23 protein-coding genes are annotated in these 18762 nt (G+C 45.2%); all 23 read right to left on the bottom strand.

Features of this window, described 5'->3' with window-relative positions; genetic code table 11:
- Positions 1-145 precede the first annotated feature (145 nt).
- On the bottom strand, positions 146-637 hold the full coding sequence (locus tag ACQCV8_RS09740) for a hypothetical protein (RefSeq protein WP_426844424.1): 492 nt from the start codon (positions 635-637) through the stop codon (positions 146-148).
- Between the two features lie 137 nt (positions 638-774).
- Positions 775-1542, bottom strand: coding sequence for a FliA/WhiG family RNA polymerase sigma factor (locus ACQCV8_RS09745; protein WP_426844425.1), 768 nt, complete (start codon positions 1540-1542; stop codon positions 775-777).
- 38 nt (positions 1543-1580) lie between these two features.
- Positions 1581-2078 (bottom strand): chemotaxis protein CheD, encoded by a 498-nt coding sequence (locus tag ACQCV8_RS09750; protein WP_426844427.1) that lies wholly within the window; start codon positions 2076-2078, stop codon positions 1581-1583.
- Entirely contained in the window at positions 2071-2694 is a 624-nt protein-coding gene (locus ACQCV8_RS09755) for a chemotaxis protein CheC (RefSeq protein ID WP_426844428.1), read from the bottom strand. The genes ACQCV8_RS09750 and ACQCV8_RS09755 overlap by 8 nt, the downstream gene beginning before the upstream one ends.
- Positions 2695-2696: 2 nt before the next feature.
- Entirely contained in the window at positions 2697-3161 is a 465-nt protein-coding gene (locus ACQCV8_RS09760; RefSeq protein WP_426844429.1) for a chemotaxis protein CheW, read from the bottom strand.
- Positions 3162-3175: 14 nt separating this feature from the next.
- On the bottom strand, positions 3176-5188 hold the full coding sequence (locus tag ACQCV8_RS09765) for a chemotaxis protein CheW (RefSeq protein ID WP_426844430.1): 2013 nt from the start codon (positions 5186-5188) through the stop codon (positions 3176-3178).
- A gap of 13 nt (positions 5189-5201) precedes the next feature.
- Complete coding sequence (locus ACQCV8_RS09770; protein ID WP_426844431.1) at positions 5202-6296, bottom strand: protein-glutamate methylesterase/protein-glutamine glutaminase; 1095 nt, start codon at positions 6294-6296, stop codon at positions 5202-5204.
- Positions 6289-7173: a MinD/ParA family protein gene (locus tag ACQCV8_RS09775; RefSeq protein WP_426844591.1), complete on the bottom strand. Its 885-nt coding sequence runs from the start codon at positions 7171-7173 to the stop codon at positions 6289-6291. The genes ACQCV8_RS09770 and ACQCV8_RS09775 overlap by 8 nt, the downstream gene beginning before the upstream one ends.
- Entirely contained in the window at positions 7173-8297 is a 1125-nt protein-coding gene (gene flhF / locus ACQCV8_RS09780; RefSeq protein ID WP_426844432.1) for a flagellar biosynthesis protein FlhF, read from the bottom strand. The genes ACQCV8_RS09775 and flhF overlap by 1 nt, the downstream gene beginning before the upstream one ends.
- Positions 8294-10333: a flagellar biosynthesis protein FlhA gene (gene flhA, locus ACQCV8_RS09785; protein ID WP_426844433.1), complete on the bottom strand. Its 2040-nt coding sequence runs from the start codon at positions 10331-10333 to the stop codon at positions 8294-8296. Before flhA ends, flhF begins: the two co-directional genes overlap by 4 nt.
- Positions 10334-10359: 26 nt before the next feature.
- Entirely contained in the window at positions 10360-11442 is a 1083-nt protein-coding gene (gene flhB / locus ACQCV8_RS09790; protein WP_426844434.1) for a flagellar biosynthesis protein FlhB, read from the bottom strand.
- A complete protein-coding gene (gene fliR / locus ACQCV8_RS09795; RefSeq protein ID WP_426844435.1) occupies positions 11429-12220 on the bottom strand; it encodes a flagellar biosynthetic protein FliR in 792 nt (263 codons plus the stop codon). Before fliR ends, flhB begins: the two co-directional genes overlap by 14 nt.
- A 1-nt stretch (position 12221) precedes the next feature.
- Complete coding sequence (gene fliQ, locus ACQCV8_RS09800) at positions 12222-12491, bottom strand: flagellar biosynthesis protein FliQ (RefSeq protein WP_426844436.1); 270 nt, start codon at positions 12489-12491, stop codon at positions 12222-12224.
- 13 nt (positions 12492-12504) lie between these two features.
- Positions 12505-13170, bottom strand: a complete 666-nt coding sequence (gene fliP / locus ACQCV8_RS09805) for a flagellar type III secretion system pore protein FliP (protein WP_426844437.1) — start codon at positions 13168-13170, stop codon at positions 12505-12507.
- Positions 13167-13826, bottom strand: coding sequence for a flagellar biosynthetic protein FliO (locus tag ACQCV8_RS09810; RefSeq protein ID WP_426844438.1), 660 nt, complete (start codon positions 13824-13826; stop codon positions 13167-13169). The genes fliP and ACQCV8_RS09810 overlap by 4 nt, the downstream gene beginning before the upstream one ends.
- Before the next feature lie 10 nt (positions 13827-13836).
- Entirely contained in the window at positions 13837-14199 is a 363-nt protein-coding gene (locus ACQCV8_RS09815; protein WP_426844439.1) for a response regulator, read from the bottom strand.
- Between the two features lie 14 nt (positions 14200-14213).
- Positions 14214-15368 carry a flagellar motor switch phosphatase FliY gene (fliY, locus tag ACQCV8_RS09820; RefSeq protein WP_426844440.1) on the bottom strand — a complete coding sequence of 385 codons (1155 nt, stop codon included), beginning with the start codon at positions 15366-15368 and terminating at the stop codon, positions 14214-14216.
- Complete coding sequence (fliM, locus tag ACQCV8_RS09825) at positions 15358-16356, bottom strand: flagellar motor switch protein FliM (RefSeq protein WP_426844441.1); 999 nt, start codon at positions 16354-16356, stop codon at positions 15358-15360. The genes fliY and fliM overlap by 11 nt, the downstream gene beginning before the upstream one ends.
- Positions 16357-16388: 32 nt before the next feature.
- Positions 16389-16814 (bottom strand): flagellar basal body-associated protein FliL, encoded by a 426-nt coding sequence (gene fliL, locus ACQCV8_RS09830; protein WP_426844443.1) that lies wholly within the window; start codon positions 16812-16814, stop codon positions 16389-16391.
- Complete coding sequence (locus ACQCV8_RS09835; RefSeq protein WP_426844444.1) at positions 16807-17028, bottom strand: flagellar FlbD family protein; 222 nt, start codon at positions 17026-17028, stop codon at positions 16807-16809. Before ACQCV8_RS09835 ends, fliL begins: the two co-directional genes overlap by 8 nt.
- Positions 17029-17067: 39 nt before the next feature.
- A complete protein-coding gene (flgG, locus tag ACQCV8_RS09840; RefSeq protein WP_426844445.1) occupies positions 17068-17862 on the bottom strand; it encodes a flagellar basal body rod protein FlgG in 795 nt (264 codons plus the stop codon).
- Between the two features lie 77 nt (positions 17863-17939).
- The gene (locus ACQCV8_RS09845) at positions 17940-18296 is read right to left on the bottom strand and encodes a TIGR02530 family flagellar biosynthesis protein (RefSeq protein WP_426844446.1); all 357 of its coding nucleotides are present in this window, start codon (positions 18294-18296) and stop codon (positions 17940-17942) included.
- Between the two features lies 1 nt (position 18297).
- On the bottom strand, positions 18298-18753 hold the full coding sequence (gene flgD, locus ACQCV8_RS09850; RefSeq protein ID WP_426844447.1) for a flagellar hook assembly protein FlgD: 456 nt from the start codon (positions 18751-18753) through the stop codon (positions 18298-18300).
- Between the last annotated feature and the right edge of the window lie 9 nt (positions 18754-18762).

The raw sequence follows: 18762 nt of genomic DNA on the forward strand, positions 1-18762 counted from the left end.
TCCTCCTAATGGTTTTTCTCCTCCGCTTTACATCATTTCCTAGCATAACTGACTGAACAGCACCAATGCCCGGATCTGTAAGCGTGTGTATTAACACCAAGAAAAAATATACCACAGTCAAACAGCGTAATCAAGGTTTATCTCTCTATTTTCGACGGAATTTTAATAGAAGCTCAATTTCTGTTTTTCCTTTGCCCGTCTTCCTGGCGATTTCCTCGATGGAGCGGCCTTCTTCATAAAGCCTGACTGCTTCTTCAGGGACCGGATCGGAATGGCTCCACTCTACAGAATCTTCCATTTCCTCAGCATGGAGAAGATGATCCGGCAGCTGTTCGGCCATTTCTGGTTCCTCTTCAATATGGGTGTTTCCAATTTTGCGGTTTTCAATCCTGTTCGCGGACTCGGATTCGGTTTCCTGCTCTGGTCCTGCAGCATGCTCCAGCGCTCTCATTAAGCGGTCATGCTCTTCCCTTTGTTCGAGCATGAAGGCGGCAAGCAGCTGTTCGGTATCTTCAAGAATCGACTGCTGCTCTTTTTTTGTATCGGTATGGAAGGCCAACTTGGTGAAAAGCAATAAAATTAAATATAAGGAAACGATGTGCAGGAGTACGCTCGTAATGATGAAAAATGTGTTCATGGGTAATCCTCCCTTCTGCTGTCCGGCCAGCTGCCTTCAGAAAAAGCAAGCTGCGCCCTGCAGGCTTCTGAAGCCAAAAACTAAAAAAGGCGTTTCCGGCAGGCTTGTCCGCCCTATGCCAGTTTCGCCCCCGGGTTTTAATTTAAGAATTTCTCCATGATTCTTCTGAGCTTAAAGAGCGCTTTAGAGTGGATCTGAGAGATTCTTGATGTAGACAAATCCATCACTTGACCAATTTCGGTCAATGTTAATTCTTCCTTATAAAACAGCGAGACAACGATCTGTTCTTTTTCAGATAATTCGGTGATGACTTCTGAAAGCTGTCCGATCAATTCCTGTTTAAGAACTTTTTCTTCAGGGGTCTCGGTTCTTTCATCCTTTATTACCATACCTGTAAAATCCCCGTCATCGTGATCTGCAGAGTGTTCGTCAATGGAGAGCACGTTAGCAAAAAAACCTTCATTGACTGCCGCAAGAACTTCATCCTCTGAAATTCCCATCTCGTTGGCAATCTCACCCGGTGTTACATTTCTCAAGTATTTTTGCTCCAGTTTTTCAATCATCGACTCGACCCGCTTCGCTTTTTCCCGTGAACTCCTCGGGAGCCAGTCTTCTTTTCTCAGGCCATCAATGATCGCTCCCCTAATTCTGAAGGATGCGTACGTATCAAATTTAAGATCTCTGCCCGGATCAAATTTTTCAAGCGCGTCATACAGTCCGTACAAGCCAAGGCTCATTAAATCGTCTCTGCTCACAGTTTTCGGAAGGCCTACGGATATTCTCTGGACATGGAATGTCACGAGCGGCCTGTACCTTCTAATCAGGTCATCTCCGGCTGCAGGATCCCTCTCAGTAACCCATCGGTTCCATATCTGCTGTTCCTCTTTGCCTGTCATTTGAGTCATTGCCTTTCCCCCTAGTGCCTGCTGCCTATTTTGTAAGGCTATATTATGGATGTTCCGAGATTCACTGTGCGAATGGCCAGCTGAGCCGTACCAGGATCAAATTCAATCGTTCTTCCGCTTGATCCACCTGTATCTGAAGAGATAAGAGGCACTGAATAGCGATGCAGAAGAGCTTTTACTGCCTCAACATTCCGCGGCCCAATCCTCATTAATTCGTTTTCGGATTTAAACGAGAACATTTGAGCACCGCCAGCCATTTTTGCTTTTAACCTTCTAATTGGCGACCCCATTGCCTCGAGGCTCCGGATCAAATCCAAAAACGCTGTATCAGCATATTTATAGCGGTTGAAATCACATTGTTTTGCAAGAGTCGATGTCGGCAGCATAATATGCGCCATTCCTGCAGTCATTAAGTCTTTATCATACAGCACCAGTCCTACGCATGAGCCAAGACCTGAGGTGCGAAGCCTGCTCGGTGAGGACGCTGTATGAAGATCCGCTATCCCGACTTTAATTATTTCAGGAGTTTCAAGCATTGCTGACTCCAAGCGCCTTATAATAATGGCCGATCGATTCATAATCCGGCAGAAGGAACAGGTGCCCTTCAAGCGTTCGGTTCCCCACATCTCCTCTATCCCGGATAACGGTGCGCAAGAGCACGGCGAAGTCTGATGCTTTTGAAAGTTCAATCAGGCCTTCAGAGATTACAGCACCAAACATATCCACCGATAATTGCGGCACTTCAGGAATAAAGGCAAGCCCGGTAAAGTCAGACAATGAAGTTAAATAGGATCCGATCAGGATGTTGCCGAGTTCTTTGACAGCCGATACACCGTATTCATCATAAGGCGGCTTGCTTAATTGGAGGGAGCCGATCCCTGTAAGCTCTCTTACAAACTTTTCTGCCGGACCCACTTCCATAATAAAATACATGGAGCCTGAAATTTCACCGGCTATCCTCAGAAAAATGCAAGCGACCTCTTTGTCAGCCCCGCCCAGTGCTTCTGCCAGCTCTGTAAAAGAGACAGCCTGAACGTCCGGCACATCCATTTCCATCCTTCTGCCAAGCATTCGGGACAGCGATGCAGCCGCATTTGCCGCCCCCATATTCGTCATTTGTCTTAATGCATCGACTTGATTCTGTGTCAGCATCCTTACTTTACTCCATCGGCTGCTGCAGCCGGGGATGCTTCGAGAACCTCCGCCAGATCAAGCATAATGATCAGCCGCTTGCCAAGCTTTACCACTCCGCTGATATAGTCGGTCTTGATCATCCCCGCCACCTCAGGGGAAGGCTCGATTTGTTCAAAAGATATGTCTGTAACGTCATTCGCAGCATCCGCAGCCAAACCCGCTTCTATGCCATGCACCGCCACTACGATCATTCTGGAATGCTCTGTGTATTCTGCATCGGAGAGCTCAAACCGCTTCCGCAGATCAATGACTGGTGTTACGACTCCCCGCAGATTGATTACCCCTTTAATATAAGGATCTGTACCCGGAACCCTTGTAATGGATTGAATCTTTTCGATCGATTTTACCTGATTTACCGGAATGCCGAATTCCTCTTCACCAAGGCGGAAGATGATAATTTTCGTCTCTGATTGACTATTCTGCATGCTCAAGCCTCCTCTTACTTTATCAGTGCGTTGCAGTCTACAATTAAAGCCACTTCACCGTCTCCTAAAATCGTGGCACCCGAAATAGCAAACACTTCATTTAAATAGCTGCCTAAGGGCTTCAATACGACTTCAAGCTGTCCAATGAATGAATCCACGACCAGGCCTGCAAACCGGTCGCCTTTTTTTACCACAACCATTGATAAGTATTCCGCCTCAGGTTCCTCGGAATGAGGCACAGAGAAGATTTGCTCTAAAAATACGAGCGGTACAATTTTCCCTCTGAAATCGACTACCTTCTGATTATGGGCGTGCATAATGTCTTCTTTTCGGATAACAGCTGTTTCAATAATGGAAGAAATCGGAATGGCATATTTCTCTTTTTGAAGATCTACTAACAGGACAGAAATAATGCTCAGTGTTAGAGGAAGCTGGACAGAGAACACAGATCCTTTTCCTTCCTCGGAATCTACCGTTACAGCTCCCCCAAGTGATTCTATGGCGCTTTTAACAACATCCAGTCCGACACCCCTGCCGGAAATATCGGAAATTTGTTCAGCAGTAGAAAATCCCGGAGCAAAAATCAATTCATTAATCTGGCGTTCTGTTAATTCTGAAGACTCCTGCTCCGTAACAATGCTCCGTTCAATCGCTCTTTTAAGGACTCTTTCCCTGTTAATGCCTGCTCCGTCATCCGATACTTCGATAAAAACGTGATTCCCGCTATGGTAAGCCTTCAGTTCAACTTGACCTGTTTCAGCTTTTCCTTTTGCGGTTCTGGATTCAGGAGATTCAATTCCATGGTCCATCGAATTTCGTATTAAATGGACAAGCGGATCTCCTATTTCATCTATTACCGTTCGATCCAGCTCTGTTTCAGCACCGGAAATGTGCAGGTCAATTTTCTTATTCAAATCCTTGGCAAGCTGCCTTACCATTCTCGGGAAACGGTTAAAGACCGTCTCAATCGGAACCATTCTCATATTTAAAATAATGCTTTGCAAATCTCCTGAGATCCTGGTCATTCTTTCTACTGTTTCCTGCAGTTCAGGATTCTTAAGGCTTTTAGAGATGGTTTCGAGCCTGCCCCGGTCAATTACCAATTCTTCAAATAAATTCATCAGAATGTCCAGGCGGTCGATATTCACCCGGATGGTTTTTGAGCCGGGCTTTGTTTTTGGCGAGGCCTCAGCTGCGGGAGGTACAGGATCTGCAGCCGCCAGTGCAGTTGACGTTTGAGCCGCTGCCTCATTTATTTCTTTGCTGGCAGCCATATTCCCGAGGGAAAGCTCTGTCGCTTCCACTTTCTCAATCTCAGAAACTTTTAAAATTCTGTTTTCGATTTCTTCTTTGCTCAGCTGTGTTAATAGGGCAACAGAGAAAGAGTGATCAAACTTCTCCTCCTCCAGCTGATCAACAGATGGGACGCTTTTCACGATTTCGCCGGCCTGGTCCAGGATTTCAAAGACCATAAATGCTCTGACTGCCTTCAGCAAACAGCCAGTTCGCAGCTCGACTGATAATTCAAAGGCATTGTAGCCTTGTTCTTTTGATTGCTGAATAATGGTCTGCTGGAAGTCATCGTAAGGACCAAGGCTGCTGACTGATGCAGCCGTTTTCTCATGCTCTTCAGGCATTTCAGGCGTTTTTCCGTCCTCAATGGCTTTTAGCCTGCTGACCACAAGGGCTACATCTTTTTTGCCATCCCCGCCTTCTGCAATGGAAAATACCATTTCTTCCAAATGGTCCACAGCAGCGAAAACAGTATCCAAAAGTTCCGGAGTCACTGAGTTTTTTCCATTCCTTATCGCATCGAGAACATTTTCCATCTGATGAGTCAGATTGGCGAGATCTTCATACCCCATCGTGGCGCTCATGCCCTTCAGCGTATGAGCGGATCTGAAAATATCATTGACAATCGACAAATCCCCGGGGCTTTTTTCAAGTTCTAAAAGCTTTTCATTGCACGCTTGCAAATGTTCCTTGCTTTCTTCAATAAATATTTCCAAATATTGACTCATTTCCATCTGGATTCGCCCCTTACGATTGAATATATTGCATGATTTTTTCTGCTATATGATCTACATGGTCAACTGAATCGATTACATTTGCAGCTATTGCACTTTTCGGCATTCCGAAAACAACTGAGGACTGTTCCCCTTCTGCTATAGAGACCGTATTTCCCTGCTCCTTCATCCGTGACAGCCCTTTTGTGCCGTCAGTCCCCATCCCGGTCATGATGACCGCAACATTGCTGCAATTGCTTAACAGACTGATTGATTCGAATAAAACATCAACGGAAGGACGATGCCCATTTCTGACAGGTGTATCTTTTACGCTCATATACAGTTCACTGCCTTGCTGGACCACTGTGAGGTGAAAGCCCCCCGGGGCAATGTAAGCTGTTCCTGCTTCTGCTTTGCTGCCATGACGGGCTTCCATAACCCGGATCTGGCTTAATTTATCCAATCTGTCCGCAAGAGAGGCGGTAAACCCTTTTGGCATATGCTGCACAATAAAGATCGGAGCCTTTATGGCTGCCGGCAGGAACGGAAGAACACGCTGAAGCGCCCTGGGTCCGCCGGTCGAAGTGCCAATGCAGATAATCGGTTGTTTTTGTCGAATTATGATGTCTAATCTAGGATATTTTTCTCTTACTGTGGATATTTTACTATATTTATGAAGATTATGGGAGCTTTCTTTCTCTTTTTCAGGGACTAACGGCATAATATTTTTTACATTTTTCGCATTCAGAATTTTTTCTCTTAATTCATCCCTGATCTTGTGCAAATCCAATGAAATAGAGCCCGATGGTTTGGCTACAAAATCCACCGCTCCCGCTTCCAGTGCTTTTATAGTAGATTCTGCCCCGGTCTGAGTGGTAGAAGAAAGCATGATGACCGGAATTGAAAATTTATCCATAATCTCCTTTAAAGCGGATATCCCGTCCATCACGGGCATTTCCACATCCATCGTGACTGCATCAGGGCGATGTTTCTCAATTTGAATCAAAGCTTCTTTTCCGTTTTTCGCTGTTCCGACCACTTCGATTCCCTCATATCCGCTGAGGAAGTCCGTGATCATCTTTCTCATAAATGCAGAATCATCAACGATAAGAACCTTCATATCATCCACCTTTTCCAGCTGTGTTTTTAAATAGTGTTTTTAAGCGGCTCATGAATGTATCAGAACTGCCAGTTGGCTGATTATCAGATTCTTGTTTAAGAAAGGAGGATACGGCTTGATTCATTCCCTGGGAATACTTCGACTTAGGATACAGCCTCGTAACCGGTTTCCTTTTCAGAACTGCTTCCATAACTGCCGGATCGTCGGGAAGAATTCCAAGCAGACCGGGGGCAGAGGACAAAAATTTACTGATTACCGAGGATATCCTTTCATAAGCGAACTGCCCGTCTTTTCTTGTTCGCGCTTTGTTGATCATTATTGAGAGACGTGCTTCAGACTTCCTTAACAAAATGTGCTTAGCCGCAGAGTAAGCATCCATTAGAGAGGTAGGTTCCGGAGTCACGATCAAAAAAATCTCATCAGCCGCCAGAAGGAACTGCAGGCTCTCCATAGTCATTCCAGCACCCATATCAAAAAAGATGAAGTCATATTCCTTTGTGAGCCGGTCAAGCTCTGCGAGAAAGGTTTCCAGTTCCCTTCCTTTAAGCTGAAAAAAATCTTTGAAGGATCTTCCTCCGCCTATATAATCAATTCCCGCAGGACTTCTTTCGATTACCTTGCTCATCGGGATGCTTTTGACCCAATAATCATATATGGAATATTCCGCTGTTTCCCCGAGCAGGATATCCACATTTCCCATTCCGATATCGAGATCAAATAATAGAACCTTTTTCCCAGACCTGACGAGCTCAAGCGAAAAGTTAACGGTAAAGCTTGTTTTTCCGGTCCCGCCTTTACCGCTGGCAATTCCAATCGTAACGGCACGGCTGTCAGAATCTTTATTAGAATGGGCGAGCATCTGCCTTAACACCTGGGCCTGATCCATCACTTCGTTTCCCCCATCAGCATTCCAACAAGTGCTTCAGCAGAGGCAGGCATTACATCATCCGGGACATTCTGGCCCGCTGTAAAGCAAGCGATCCCTATTTGTGCAGTGATTACAGCTTCATAAATTGCTCCGAACGTATCTGTTTCATCCAGCTTAGTAAAAATAAACTGCTTAACCGGCAGAGCTTCAAACCGTTTAATGATGGCCAGCATGTCCTTTTTTTTGGAAGCTGCGGACAGTGTTAAATACAAGTCGATATCCTGTCCAAATTTCAATAGAGAGGTTAACTCCTGAATGTATTCTCCGTTTTTATAATTTCTGCCAGCGGTATCTATAAAAATATGATCAATATGGGAGAATTTCTGTTTAGCCTGTTCAAAATCTTCTTCGCTGTAGCATACCTCTATTGGAACATCCAGAATCTTAGCGTACGTTTTTAGCTGGTCTATTGCAGATATCCGGTAAGTGTCAGTTGTTATAAATGCAACGGATTTCTTTTTATGGATCACAAAATCTGCAGCGAGTTTGGCAATCGTCGTCGTTTTCCCCACACCAGTCTGGCCGGCAATGGCAATGCAGCGGTTTGCATGATCAAGTCCGGAAAACGGGATCGTTTCCAAATCTTCCATTAAAAGACGTTTTGCGTTGATTAAGCTGGATCCCTCCGTTCCAGGCTGATCTTGTTTATACCAGCCTGCAAGGAGTCTTTGAACAATGGAGTCAATTTGCTCCGGTCCGGCTTCCTGGCCCACTAACGTTTGGCGGACTGTTTCAATTGGCTGGGGAAGGGTGTAGGAAGTCCGGCTGGAAGCAAGCTGCCGGTATTCTGATTTTAAGCTTTCCAGTTCATTCAGATACAGGTTATCCGCCGAATCTGCATAAATCCGTGCGGGCTCTTTCCGTTCCGGCTCTTTCCATTCTTCCTGCACCGGCTTCATGCCCCCTGAAGGATCGGGATCCGCTGCAGCAAGCACTTCAATTTGTTTTTTTGAAAAAAGACCGAAAAACCCGCCTGTCATAGTCGCCTTCGAATTGAGGATAACCGCATCATTTCCTAAGTCATCTTTCACTTTTTTCATAGCTTCCTGCATATTGACTGCAGTGTATTTTTTCACTCTCATGCTACGTTCACCACTCCCACGCTTTGCACTTCAACATTTGACTCAAGTTCATTATAAGAAAGCACCGGTACAGCTGGGAAATAACGTTCCAGCAATTGTTTTACGTACATTCTGACTGCTGGAGAACATAAAAGGACCGGAGAGTGTTCCTGTATAGACAAAAGTTCTATTTCTTTTGCAATGGATTCGATAATGGCTTGTGATACAGATGGATCCAATGACAAGTAATTGCCATGCTCTGTTTGCTGCACCCCGTCCGCCACAAGTTTTTCCACCCTGCCTGAGAGTGTGACAACCTTCAGCACCTGGCCTTCACCCGAGAATTGCATCGTGATTTGTTTCGCCAATGACTGGCGGACGTACTCTGTTAAGATGTCACTGTCAGAAGTCATTTTCCCGTAATCCGCCAATGTCTCAAAAATGATTGGCAGATTGCGGACTGAGACGTTTTCCTTCAACAGTTTCGATAAAACCTTTTGGATATCCCCGATGGAAAGCGGAGCCGGGGTCACTTCTTCTACGAGAATCGGATAGGCTTCCTTCAAGTGATCGACAAGCTGTTTCGTCTCCTGTCTGCCCAGCAATTCAGATGCATGCTTTTTGATCGTTTCCGTGATATGGGTGGAAACAACGGATGGAGGATCCACAACTGTGTAACCGAAAAGCTCTGCCTGATCCTTCATCCCCTCTGAGATCCATTTTGCGGGAAGACCGAAGGAGGGCTCAATTGTATCAATTCCTTCAATTGACTCATCATCGGCTCCGGGTGCCATCGCTAAGTAATGCTCGAGCAGCAAATCGCCTCTTGCTGCCTCGTTTCCCTTAATCTTCAGCCTGTATTCATTAGGCTGAAGCTGAATATTATCCCTGATTCGGACGACCGGGATGACGATCCCGAGCTCTATGGCTAGCTGCCGTCTGATCATGACAATCCGATCAAGCAGATCGCCGCCCTGTGAGCTGTCAGCGAGCGGAATCAAGCCATAACCGAACTCGAATTCAATAGGATCCATGCTCAGGAGCTGAACGATGCTCTCCGGGCTTTTCATTTCCTCTGGATCAGGCTGCAAGTCAGTATCCAGCTCTGGAATCTCTTTCACTTTCTTCTGGCTTTGCTGCATCATATAAGCTCCCACTGCCAGAGCCCCTCCGATCGGCCCGGTGACAAGAAGACCAATGGGAGTAAATAATCCGAGCAGCAGCATAGATGCAGCCGCTACATACATCATTTGCGGGTAGGCAAAAAGCTGTTTGCTGATATCGGAACCGAGATTGCCTTCCGATGCGGCTCTAGTGACGACAATACCGGTCGCAGTTGAAATAAGAAGAGCAGGAATCTGGCTGACGATCCCGTCCCCTACTGAAAGCATGGTAAAATGGCCTGCCGCTTCAGCGAATGGCATCCCTTGCTGCACCACTCCAACAATCATCCCGAAAATCAGGTTGATCATAACAATGATGATCCCTGCAATGGCATCTCCTTTTACGAATTTGCTCGCCCCATCCATTGCTCCATAAAAGTCGGCTTCATTTCCGACTTTTTCACGGCGGATTTTTGCTTCCTGTTCTGAAATCATGCCGGCATTAAGATCGGCATCTATGCTCATCTGTTTACCAGGCATCGCGTCGAGCGTAAAGCGCGCAGCAACTTCAGATACCCTCTCTGAACCTTTCGTAATAACAACAAATTGAATAATAACGAGGATGATAAATACCACAAATCCTACAAGAACATTACCTCCAACAACAAAGGTTCCAAAGGTTTCAACCACCTTTCCGCCTTCTCCGTTGGAAAGAATCGCTCTTGTCGTAGAAACATTCAGTCCAAGCCGAAAGAGCGTTAAGAGCAAAAGCAAAGAAGGAAAGATGGAAAATTCAAGCGGCTCGTGCATGTTCATCGATGTAAGAAGCACCAGCAGGGCGAGAGCGATATTGCAAATAATCAGAAGGCTCAAAAGCCATGTTGGGAATGGAATGATCAGCATGGCGACGATGAGCACAACACTTGATAATACAGTTAAATCTCTTGTTGACATGTTCCTTCCTCGCTTTCAATCTTAAGCTACACCTTGTGTTTCAGGCGGTAGATATACGCAAGAATTTCAGCAATCGCTTTAAAAAATTCTTCCGGCACAGCCTGGCCAATCTCAACCTGCGCAAACAAGGATCTTGCAAGCGGTTTATTTTCAATCGCTGCAATGTCATGTTCTTTTGCAATTTCTTTAATTTTAAGGGCAACGAGATCTGCTCCCTTGGCGATAACATAAGGGGCATCCATTTTTGACTCATCATATTTCAGGGCCACAGCAAAGTGGGTCGGATTTGTAATAATGACATCCGCATCCGGGACATCCTGCATCATTCTCCGCATTGCCATTTCCCGCTGCCGCTGTTTGATTTTAGATTTAATAAGCGGATCACCTTCAGATTTCTTGTATTCATCTTTTACATCCTGTTTAGACATCCGGATATTTTTTTCAAAATCGTATTTTTGATACAGATAATCCAGCAGCGATAGGAATAAAAGAGCAGCTCCTGCCGCTAAGCCCATTTGAACGGTAAGCCCCCCTAAAAACTGGAGAGACTGCTCGACCGTTAAGTACGGGAGTCTTAAAATATCGCCGAGCTGAAACCAGATCACCGCCGCAGTAACCCCTCCAGTAAACAGGATTTTCAGAATGGATTTTAGAAACTCCACCAGTGCGCGTATAGAATAGATCCGCTTAAAGCCCTTGATCGGGTCGATTTTCTCAAGCTTAGGCTGAATGCTTTCAGTTGAGAACATAAATCCGACCTGAAGGTAGTTGCTGAAAATTCCGGCGGCAAGGGCGGCGGCCATGACCGGAGCAAGAAGATAGGCTGCTTCAAGGGTAACCGAGGTCATTAATGCTTTAATGCTTTCTTCTGTCACTTCAAGCATCATATATTCTGTAATGCTCTGGCGGACAAACGCGATGAGCCGGTCCCTGTAGAAGGCGCCTGTGACCAGTAAAGCAAAAAATACAGCAAGCAGATTTACGGCCATGTTAACATCTGCGCTTTTTGCGACCTGTCCTTTTTTCCTGGAATCCTGCCTTTTTTTAGGGGTGGCTTTTTCTGTTTTTTCTCCTGAAAAGTATTGAATGTTCAGTTTAAGCTGCTTCATTCCTGCCGTCTCCTCCCATTCCCTGCATCAGGTCTCTGATCGTCTCTGCCATCATGTCAAATAAGCCCTCCATTGCAAAGAACAGTGCACTCATTACAATGATCATCAATACAAAAGCCGTCAGCATTTTAACAGGAAGCCCTACAACAAAAATATTCATCTGCGGTACCGTTTTGGCGACAATCCCCAATGCAATATCCACAATGAATAAAGATCCGACGAGCGGCAGCGACATTTGGAAGGCGATCAGGAACATAGCTGAGAATGATTTGATGATAAATTCCGGAATTCCTTCACTGGTAAGCGTAAAGGAAAAAGCTTCGGCTGGGATATATGTGAAACTGTAAAACATACCGTCCAGAAGCATATGATGGGCATTCAAGCTCAGCATAAGCAGCAGGGCAAGCGTATTGAGCAGCTGTCCGATCAAAGGGCTCTGTGCCCCGGTTTGCGGATCAATAATATTGGCAATGGCAAATCCAACCTGAAAATCTATAAAACTGCCGGCTATCATAATCGCTGTATAAATCATATACGCTATAAATCCAATCAGCAGCCCCGTGAAAACCTCTTTCATTAGCAGGAGAAAATAAGTTCCGTCTATGGCCATATCTGCAGGGTTAAGTGTCTCGAACATGATCAAAGCGAGAAAAAATGAGAAACCCGCTTTATGAAAGGCCGGGATCGTCCGATAAGAAAAGAGAGGCATAGTAATCATAAATGCAGTAATCCGGGCAAAGATTAATAAGAAAAAAGGGTAGTTGTTTAAAAGTGACATTTCATCCTACAAACCGGTCCAGATTGCCAAAAATGTCTGAGGCATAGGATACGAGAGTTGTGAGCATCCACGGCCCGAAAAAAATCAATCCTACCATTACCGCAACGATTTTAGGAATGAAGGCCAGCGTCTGCTCCTGAATTTGTGTTGTTGCCTGAAAAATGCTTACCGCCAGTCCAATGACGAGTGCTACCGCCAGAAGCGGCCCGCAGATCAATAAAGTGGTATAAACCGCCTTCTCCGCAATGGAGATTACCATTTCCGAACTCATTTTCCTTCCTCCCCTAAAAGCTCTGAAGCAATGATTTAATGACTAAATACCATCCATCCACGAGAACAAACAGCAGAATTTTAAAAGGAAGGGATATCATGACCGGCGGAAGCATCATCATCCCCATTGACATGAGAATACTTGCGACCACCATATCAATCACCAGAAAAGGAATAAAAATCATGAATCCGATTTGAAAAGCTGTTTTGATTTCACTGATGGCGAAGGCGGGAACGAGCGCTGTAATCGGTATATCCGCGACTGTTTCCGGCTTCTCTATATTGGCGTAGTTTAAAAAAAGTTCAAGGTCCTTCTGCCTCGTATGTTTGCTCATAAATTCCTTAAATGGCTTTTCTGCTCTAGTATAGGCTTCCTCAAGAGTAATTTTTTCCTCTAATAAAGGAGTCAGTGCCTGCTCGTTCGCCTCCGATAATACCGGCCCCATGATAAAAAAGGTCAGGAAAAGCGAAAGCCCGATCAGCACCTGATTGGGAGGCATTTGCTGGGTTGCCAGCGACGTCCTCACAAAAGAAAGCACAATCACAATGCGTGTAAAGCATGTAAAAAGGATTAAGATGCTTGGAGCGAGAGACAGGACGGTAAGCAAGAGCAGCAGCTGCACGGATGTGCTCACATTTTGTGCTTCCCCGGAACCCAGGATCCCCATCAATTCGTTCATTCTCGATTCCCTCTCTTTAGCCATTCTTCGGTTTTTTGCTTTCTTTCGGCTCCAAGCTCATTAAGCTGCTTTTGAAGAGAATCTTTAAATGAGGAATGGTTTTTATCAGGCTGTTTGTTTCCGACTGTTTGAGCTGCCTTAGATAAAAACAGTTTCGCTCCACTTAAATCAGGCCCTTTATCCTCATACTGTTGAACTATTTTCTCTATTTCCTCTTCCTCGCTGATTACTTTCAAGAGCTGAACGGAGTCTCCTACACCGACTAAAAGAATTTCATCACCGGCTCTGACGATTTGAATGGACCGGTTTTGACCGAGTGATGTTCCTCCGAGATTCTGAAGATAGCCCATCGGCTTTATCCATTTATTTTTGGATTGGAGCAATCGGAAAAGAAGATAAATCAAACCGGCTACGAATAGAGTGGCAGCAATCATTTTCAAAAAGTCCCATACCGTTACCCCAGGCGTTGATGCTTCCCGGGGTTCAGCTGGTGGATTTTCGCTTTTTTCCTGGTTTTCCTTTTGCTCCTGCTTCAGGTAATCCTCTACCGTCCCTCCGCTGCCGGCAGCCTGAACCGGTACAGACTGAAAGGCCGTGTTCATGAATGTAAGTGTGATCAGCAGGATCGAAATCCAGTGTACAGCTTTGTTCACCATGTACACCAGCCTAGCTAAGCGATTTTTGAATCGCTTCAATTACGCGGTCTGCCTGGAATGGCTTAACAATAAAGTCTTTCGCCCCTGCCTGGATGGCATCAATAACCATAGCCTGCTGCCCCATAGCGGAACACATGATCACTTTAGCGTTCGGGTTTAGCTTTTTAATTTCTTTAAGAGCGGTAATTCCATCCATCTCAGGCATGGTAATATCCATTGTGACGAGATCAGGCTGATGCTCTTTGTATTTTTCAACAGCCTGTAAACCATCTGCCGCTTCTGCAACTACATCAAAACCATTTTTAGAAAGAATATCCTTGATCATCATTCTCATAAATGCTGCATCATCTACTATTAAAATTCGTTTAGCCATGTTTGCCACTCCCATTATTTAAGTTTGTTTAATCGATCCTGCTGACTAATGATATCTGTTACCCGCACTCCAAAATTTTCATCAATGACTACGACTTCCCCTTTGGCTACAATCTTGCGGTTTATGAGAATATCAACCGGCTCTCCGGCCAGCTTGTCAAGCTCTATGATGGAGCCTGAAGAAAGCTCTAATATCTCCTTAATCGACCGTTTAGTCCGGCCGAGTTCAACGGTTACCTGCAGCGGAATATCCATAAGCAGATTAAGATTCCGGTTTTCTGTGCCGGCTGACTGCATTGGTTCAAAGGGTGCAAATTCAGCAGTCTTCACGTCATATTCAGGCTGAGGAGGTGAGTAGCTATCCTCCTGCTGCCGGGCAGGCTGCTGTGAATGCGGATTGCTTTGAGCGGCCGGCGCCTGCTTCTGATGATGAGTGCTCTGTTGATGTTCAGGCATTTTCATTGTTACGGCCGGCTCCGGAGCTGCTGCCGGAGGGTTCATTAGCTCATGAATCAGGTCCTTAGCAAATTGAAGCGGGAGCACCTGCATAATTTTAGAGTCAATCAGATTGCCCACTTTCAGCCGGAACGAAACCTTGATGATCATCTCAGCATCCGGAATCGTGTCCGTTCCTTCACCCGCATGAATATTCAGCAGATCCAGTCTTGGGGGGCTGATATCTACTTTTTTATTAAACACGGTTGACATGCTTGTTGCTGCAGAACCCATCATCTGATTCATGGCTTCCTGAACGGCACTCAAATGAATTTCCCCAAGTGAAGGATCCGGGTTTGTGCCGTCTCCTCCAATCATCAAGTCTGCGATAATCGCTGCATCACTTTGCTCAATTACCAGCAAATTGCTGCCTTTAAACCCTTCCGTATAATTTACTTCAATGGCTACATAAGGCTGCGGGAATTCACTTGCAAGCTCCTTTTTCTCGATTATGGAGACAGCAGGTGTTGTAATCTCTACCTTTTGGTTCAATAGCGCAGAAAGTGCAGTTGCTGAACTTCCAAATGAAATGTTGCCTATTTCACCGAGGGCGTCTGCTTCCATTTCATCCAGATAATTGTTCGTCCCGCCGTTTTCTGGCACGCCCTCTTCTAATCCAGTACCTTTAAGCAAAGCATCAATTTCATCTTGTGATAGCATTTCATTACTCCCCATCTTCGTTACCCCCAAAATAGTGGTCAATGACTTGCACAGCTAATTTGCGGTTTAATTTTCCAGGCTGACCTGTAAATTTAGGCTTGTCTCCTACTTTAATAAGGAGCGGCTTGCCGATTGGCTGATCCATTTGGATAATGTCGCCTGCCTGCAGCTCCATAAACTCATGAATGGTAATTTCTGAGGAGCCCAGCTCCGCCGATAGGGTGATTTCTGTCAATTCAACCCGTTTTTGAAGTGCTTCTGTTTCCAATGCGTTCGGCTCTTTACGATCCGACTGCATCCAGTAATGCACAGACAGTTTTGGGATGATCGGCTCAAGAACAACATGCGGAATACATAAGTTAATCATTCCGCTCGTGTCCCCTACCTGGGCGGTTAAAGAAATGACGATCACGGTTTCGTTTGGAGACACCATCTGGATGAATTGCGGATTAACCTCGAATTCCTGCATATCAGGTTCCATTTCAGCAATTGAGCTCCACGCTTCCCGGTAATTGTCCAATGATTTTTCAAAAAGACTGGACATGATCCTCGTCTCAATTTCTGTTAACGTATCAATTTTATTAAAGCCAGAGCCCGCTCCTCCCATTACCCGGTCCATCATGGCATAGGCAATATTCGGGTTAACCTCCATCACAATGCGCCCCTCTAAGGGCTGAACCTCAAAAATGTTCAGGATGGTCATTTTGGGCATCGAGCGGACGAATTCTTCATAAGGCACCTGGTCCACCGAAGCAACCGATATTTGGATGTAGGTTCTCAGCTGTGCAGAAAAATAAGTTGTGAGAAGACGGGCAAAGTTTTCGTGAATTCGTGTCAGACTTCGGATCTGATCTTTTGAAAAACGAAGAGCTCTCTTAAAATCATACGTTTTGATTTTCTTTTCGGCATCTTCTCTCTTTAGCTCTTCGGCATCCATTTCTCCTGTCGTGATGGCAGACAGCAGGGCATCGATTTCACTTTGGGATAATATTTCCCCAGACATATTCTTCACCTCCTGTAAACGCGGAAATTGAATTATTGGAGTATAAAGGAGGTAGTATAGACCTTCTCAACTTTTCCTTCGTGCATCAGCTTATTAATGCTGGCCATAAATTTTTTCTTTAGTGATTCTTTTCCGGCTTTGCCCGATAGCTCCTCAGCTTTCATGGTGCTGAGCTCCGAGATGATTACGTCCTTCACCTGAAACTCTCTTTTTTCCAATTCCTCTTTAGCTTCTTTTGAATCTGTTTCAAGTTTAAGTGAAATCCTCACAATGTTTCCGCTAGCCAGATTTGTTGTCAGTTCAGGTACTTCCACAGTAGCCTCCACAATTTCATCGATTGATGGAGCACCGCTCGCTTCTTTTTCAAAAACGTTCGTAACAACCGCCAGCGCGGCTACTCCAATAAGAGTGATCGAGGTTATGATGATAAACATGATCGATAATAGCTTTTTATTCATTTTCATGCTCCCTTAGCTTATTTGCTGAGGCTAAAAGGCCGATTTGACTGTAAAAGACCGTTATGTGCCGCACAACTTCCTCTTCCTTTTCCATTACGATAAATTTCCTGCCATTCGTAAGAGTGATGGCGGTATCAGGAAAGGACTCAACCTGCTCTATCTGCAGGGCATTTAAATAGAAAGGCTGTCCGTTTAACCGGGTCACTTTAATCATAAGTTCGGGAACAGCTTCAGGCTGTTCCCTGCCCCCCATCTATCGTTTGAGATTCATAAGCTCCTGCAGAATTTCATCAGAAGTGGTAATGATTTTTGTATTGGACTGGAAACCCCTTTGAGCGACGATCATTTCAGTAAATTCCTCTGAAAGGTCAACGTTTGACATTTCGAGCATTCCGGATTGGATCAGACCGGTTCCATTTTCTCCTGGGTCTCCCGCAGTCGCTGCACCGGAGTTGTTCGTAGGGCTATACAGATTAGCACCTGTTTTCTCCAAACCGCCCGGGTTAGGGAATTTTGCAATCTGTATCGTGCCGGCTTCCTGAAGGTTCCCATTCACATCTACAAAGGACACACTTCCATCCTGCCCAACGCTCATGCTTTTAGCATCTGTAGGGATATTGATTATACCGCCATCACCCTGGAGGTAAAGCCCTTCCGAGTTTACGACGTTACCAGTGTTGTCCAAATAGAAATTTCCTGATCTTGTGTAAGACGTATTAGGATCAGTAGACGATTTCACTTGGAAAAATCCATCTCCGGCAATAGCAAGATCCAGGTTTCTCCCGGTAGACTGTAAGCTTCCGCTCGTATGAATGGTATCGATTGTAGCAATCTGTGACCCAAGACCTACCTGGCTCGGGTTCGTTCCCCCGAGCCCATTGGCAGGCTGAGTTGCTGCAGAAACTGACTGGCTGTACAAATCCTGGAATACAGTACGTCCTTTTTTGAATCCGTATGTGTTTACGTTTGCGATATTGTTCCCGATAACATCCAGCTTTGTTTGAAAGTTTTTCATTCCGCTTACGCCTGAGTATAGTGATCTTAACATTGTTTATTCCCCCATTTTTTTGGCTGGCTGCTTCATTCCATCCGCAGCCCGGCTTCCCTTTAGCGGGTCCGGCCGTTTTAATCCAGTATAATTGTTCCATTTATGTTCGTGAAAATCTGTGAAACTGCTTCTTTGCGGTTCATGGCTGTAATCACCGTTGAATTTTTGACACTGACGATAAAGGCTGCTTCCTTGGAGAGAACGAGTGCATCGTTTATTCCCTTTTGCTTCGCGTCTTCCATTTTTTCTTTCATTTTCACCCATGTTTCATCCGGCATGGTGATGCTGCGTTCCTCAAGCCGGAGCTGTGCATGCTTACTGATCGTAATTTCTTTTTCCAGAAGAGATTGAAAGGATTGATCAGCTGGCTTGGGTTTTGTTTTCACCAGCAGTGAGAGCGGGTGCTGCTGAAGGTGATCAATGCGTTTAGGCATTTCATTCACCGCCTTTATCTGACACCCTCACGATTTCATCCGAGTAGATTATCGTTCCATCCATCAGCTCAAGCGCCACTTCATTATTTTTCTGGCTAACCGCCTTTACCTGCTGTACACCTTCTTTTGATACTTCATTTCCTTGATCATCTTTTTCTCTATAGGAATAGGAAATTTCCTTTCCAATGAGAGAACTGTATTGAAGAATCTTGCTTCCTGACTGGTGTTTCAAAAAGTCCTGCATGGTGTTGTTCATGTTGGTCATTTGCTCCAGTGAAGAAAAGGATGCCATTTGCGCAATGAATTCTTTATCCTCCATCGGGTTTAGCGGGTCTTGATTTTGAAGCTGGGTCATCAGGATTTCAAGGAATTCATCCTTCCCTAACTGATCGTTAGGCTTTCTTTCTTCTGTTTTTAAGTTTGAGAACATATAGGATGAATCAATTTTCGTTTCCATAGCGGCCTC

This window comes from Metabacillus sp. 84, assembly GCF_050107715.1.
Lineage (GTDB): Bacteria > Bacillota > Bacilli > Bacillales > Bacillaceae > Metabacillus_B.

Coding starts and splice junctions, on each gene's coding strand:
- ACQCV8_RS09740 (WP_426844424.1), bottom strand. CDS start 637: ATGAACACATTTTTCATCATTACGAGCGTACTCCTGCACATCGTTTCC.
- ACQCV8_RS09745 (WP_426844425.1), bottom strand. CDS start 1,542: ATGACTCAAATGACAGGCAAAGAGGAACAGCAGATATGGAACCGATGG.
- ACQCV8_RS09750 (WP_426844427.1), bottom strand. CDS start 2,078: ATGCTTGAAACTCCTGAAATAATTAAAGTCGGGATAGCGGATCTTCAT.
- ACQCV8_RS09755 (WP_426844428.1), bottom strand. CDS start 2,694: ATGCTGACACAGAATCAAGTCGATGCATTAAGACAAATGACGAATATG.
- ACQCV8_RS09760 (WP_426844429.1), bottom strand. CDS start 3,161: ATGCAGAATAGTCAATCAGAGACGAAAATTATCATCTTCCGCCTTGGT.
- ACQCV8_RS09765 (WP_426844430.1), bottom strand. CDS start 5,188: ATGGAAATGAGTCAATATTTGGAAATATTTATTGAAGAAAGCAAGGAA.
- ACQCV8_RS09775 (WP_426844591.1), bottom strand. CDS start 7,173: ATGGATCAGGCCCAGGTGTTAAGGCAGATGCTCGCCCATTCTAATAAA.
- flhF (WP_426844432.1), bottom strand. CDS start 8,297: ATGAGAGTGAAAAAATACACTGCAGTCAATATGCAGGAAGCTATGAAA.
- flhA (WP_426844433.1), bottom strand. CDS start 10,333: ATGTCAACAAGAGATTTAACTGTATTATCAAGTGTTGTGCTCATCGTC.
- flhB (WP_426844434.1), bottom strand. CDS start 11,442: ATGAAGCAGCTTAAACTGAACATTCAATACTTTTCAGGAGAAAAAACA.
- fliR (WP_426844435.1), bottom strand. CDS start 12,220: ATGTCACTTTTAAACAACTACCCTTTTTTCTTATTAATCTTTGCCCGG.
- fliQ (WP_426844436.1), bottom strand. CDS start 12,491: ATGAGTTCGGAAATGGTAATCTCCATTGCGGAGAAGGCGGTTTATACC.
- fliP (WP_426844437.1), bottom strand. CDS start 13,170: ATGAACGAATTGATGGGGATCCTGGGTTCCGGGGAAGCACAAAATGTG.
- ACQCV8_RS09810 (WP_426844438.1), bottom strand. CDS start 13,826: ATGGTGAACAAAGCTGTACACTGGATTTCGATCCTGCTGATCACACTT.
- ACQCV8_RS09815 (WP_426844439.1), bottom strand. CDS start 14,199: ATGGCTAAACGAATTTTAATAGTAGATGATGCAGCATTTATGAGAATG.
- fliY (WP_426844440.1), bottom strand. CDS start 15,368: ATGGGGAGTAATGAAATGCTATCACAAGATGAAATTGATGCTTTGCTT.
- fliM (WP_426844441.1), bottom strand. CDS start 16,356: ATGTCTGGGGAAATATTATCCCAAAGTGAAATCGATGCCCTGCTGTCT.
- fliL (WP_426844443.1), bottom strand. CDS start 16,814: ATGAATAAAAAGCTATTATCGATCATGTTTATCATCATAACCTCGATC.
- ACQCV8_RS09835 (WP_426844444.1), bottom strand. CDS start 17,028: ATGATTAAAGTGACCCGGTTAAACGGACAGCCTTTCTATTTAAATGCC.
- flgG (WP_426844445.1), bottom strand. CDS start 17,862: ATGTTAAGATCACTATACTCAGGCGTAAGCGGAATGAAAAACTTTCAA.
- ACQCV8_RS09845 (WP_426844446.1), bottom strand. CDS start 18,296: ATGCCTAAACGCATTGATCACCTTCAGCAGCACCCGCTCTCACTGCTG.
- flgD (WP_426844447.1), bottom strand. CDS start 18,753: ATGGAAACGAAAATTGATTCATCCTATATGTTCTCAAACTTAAAAACA.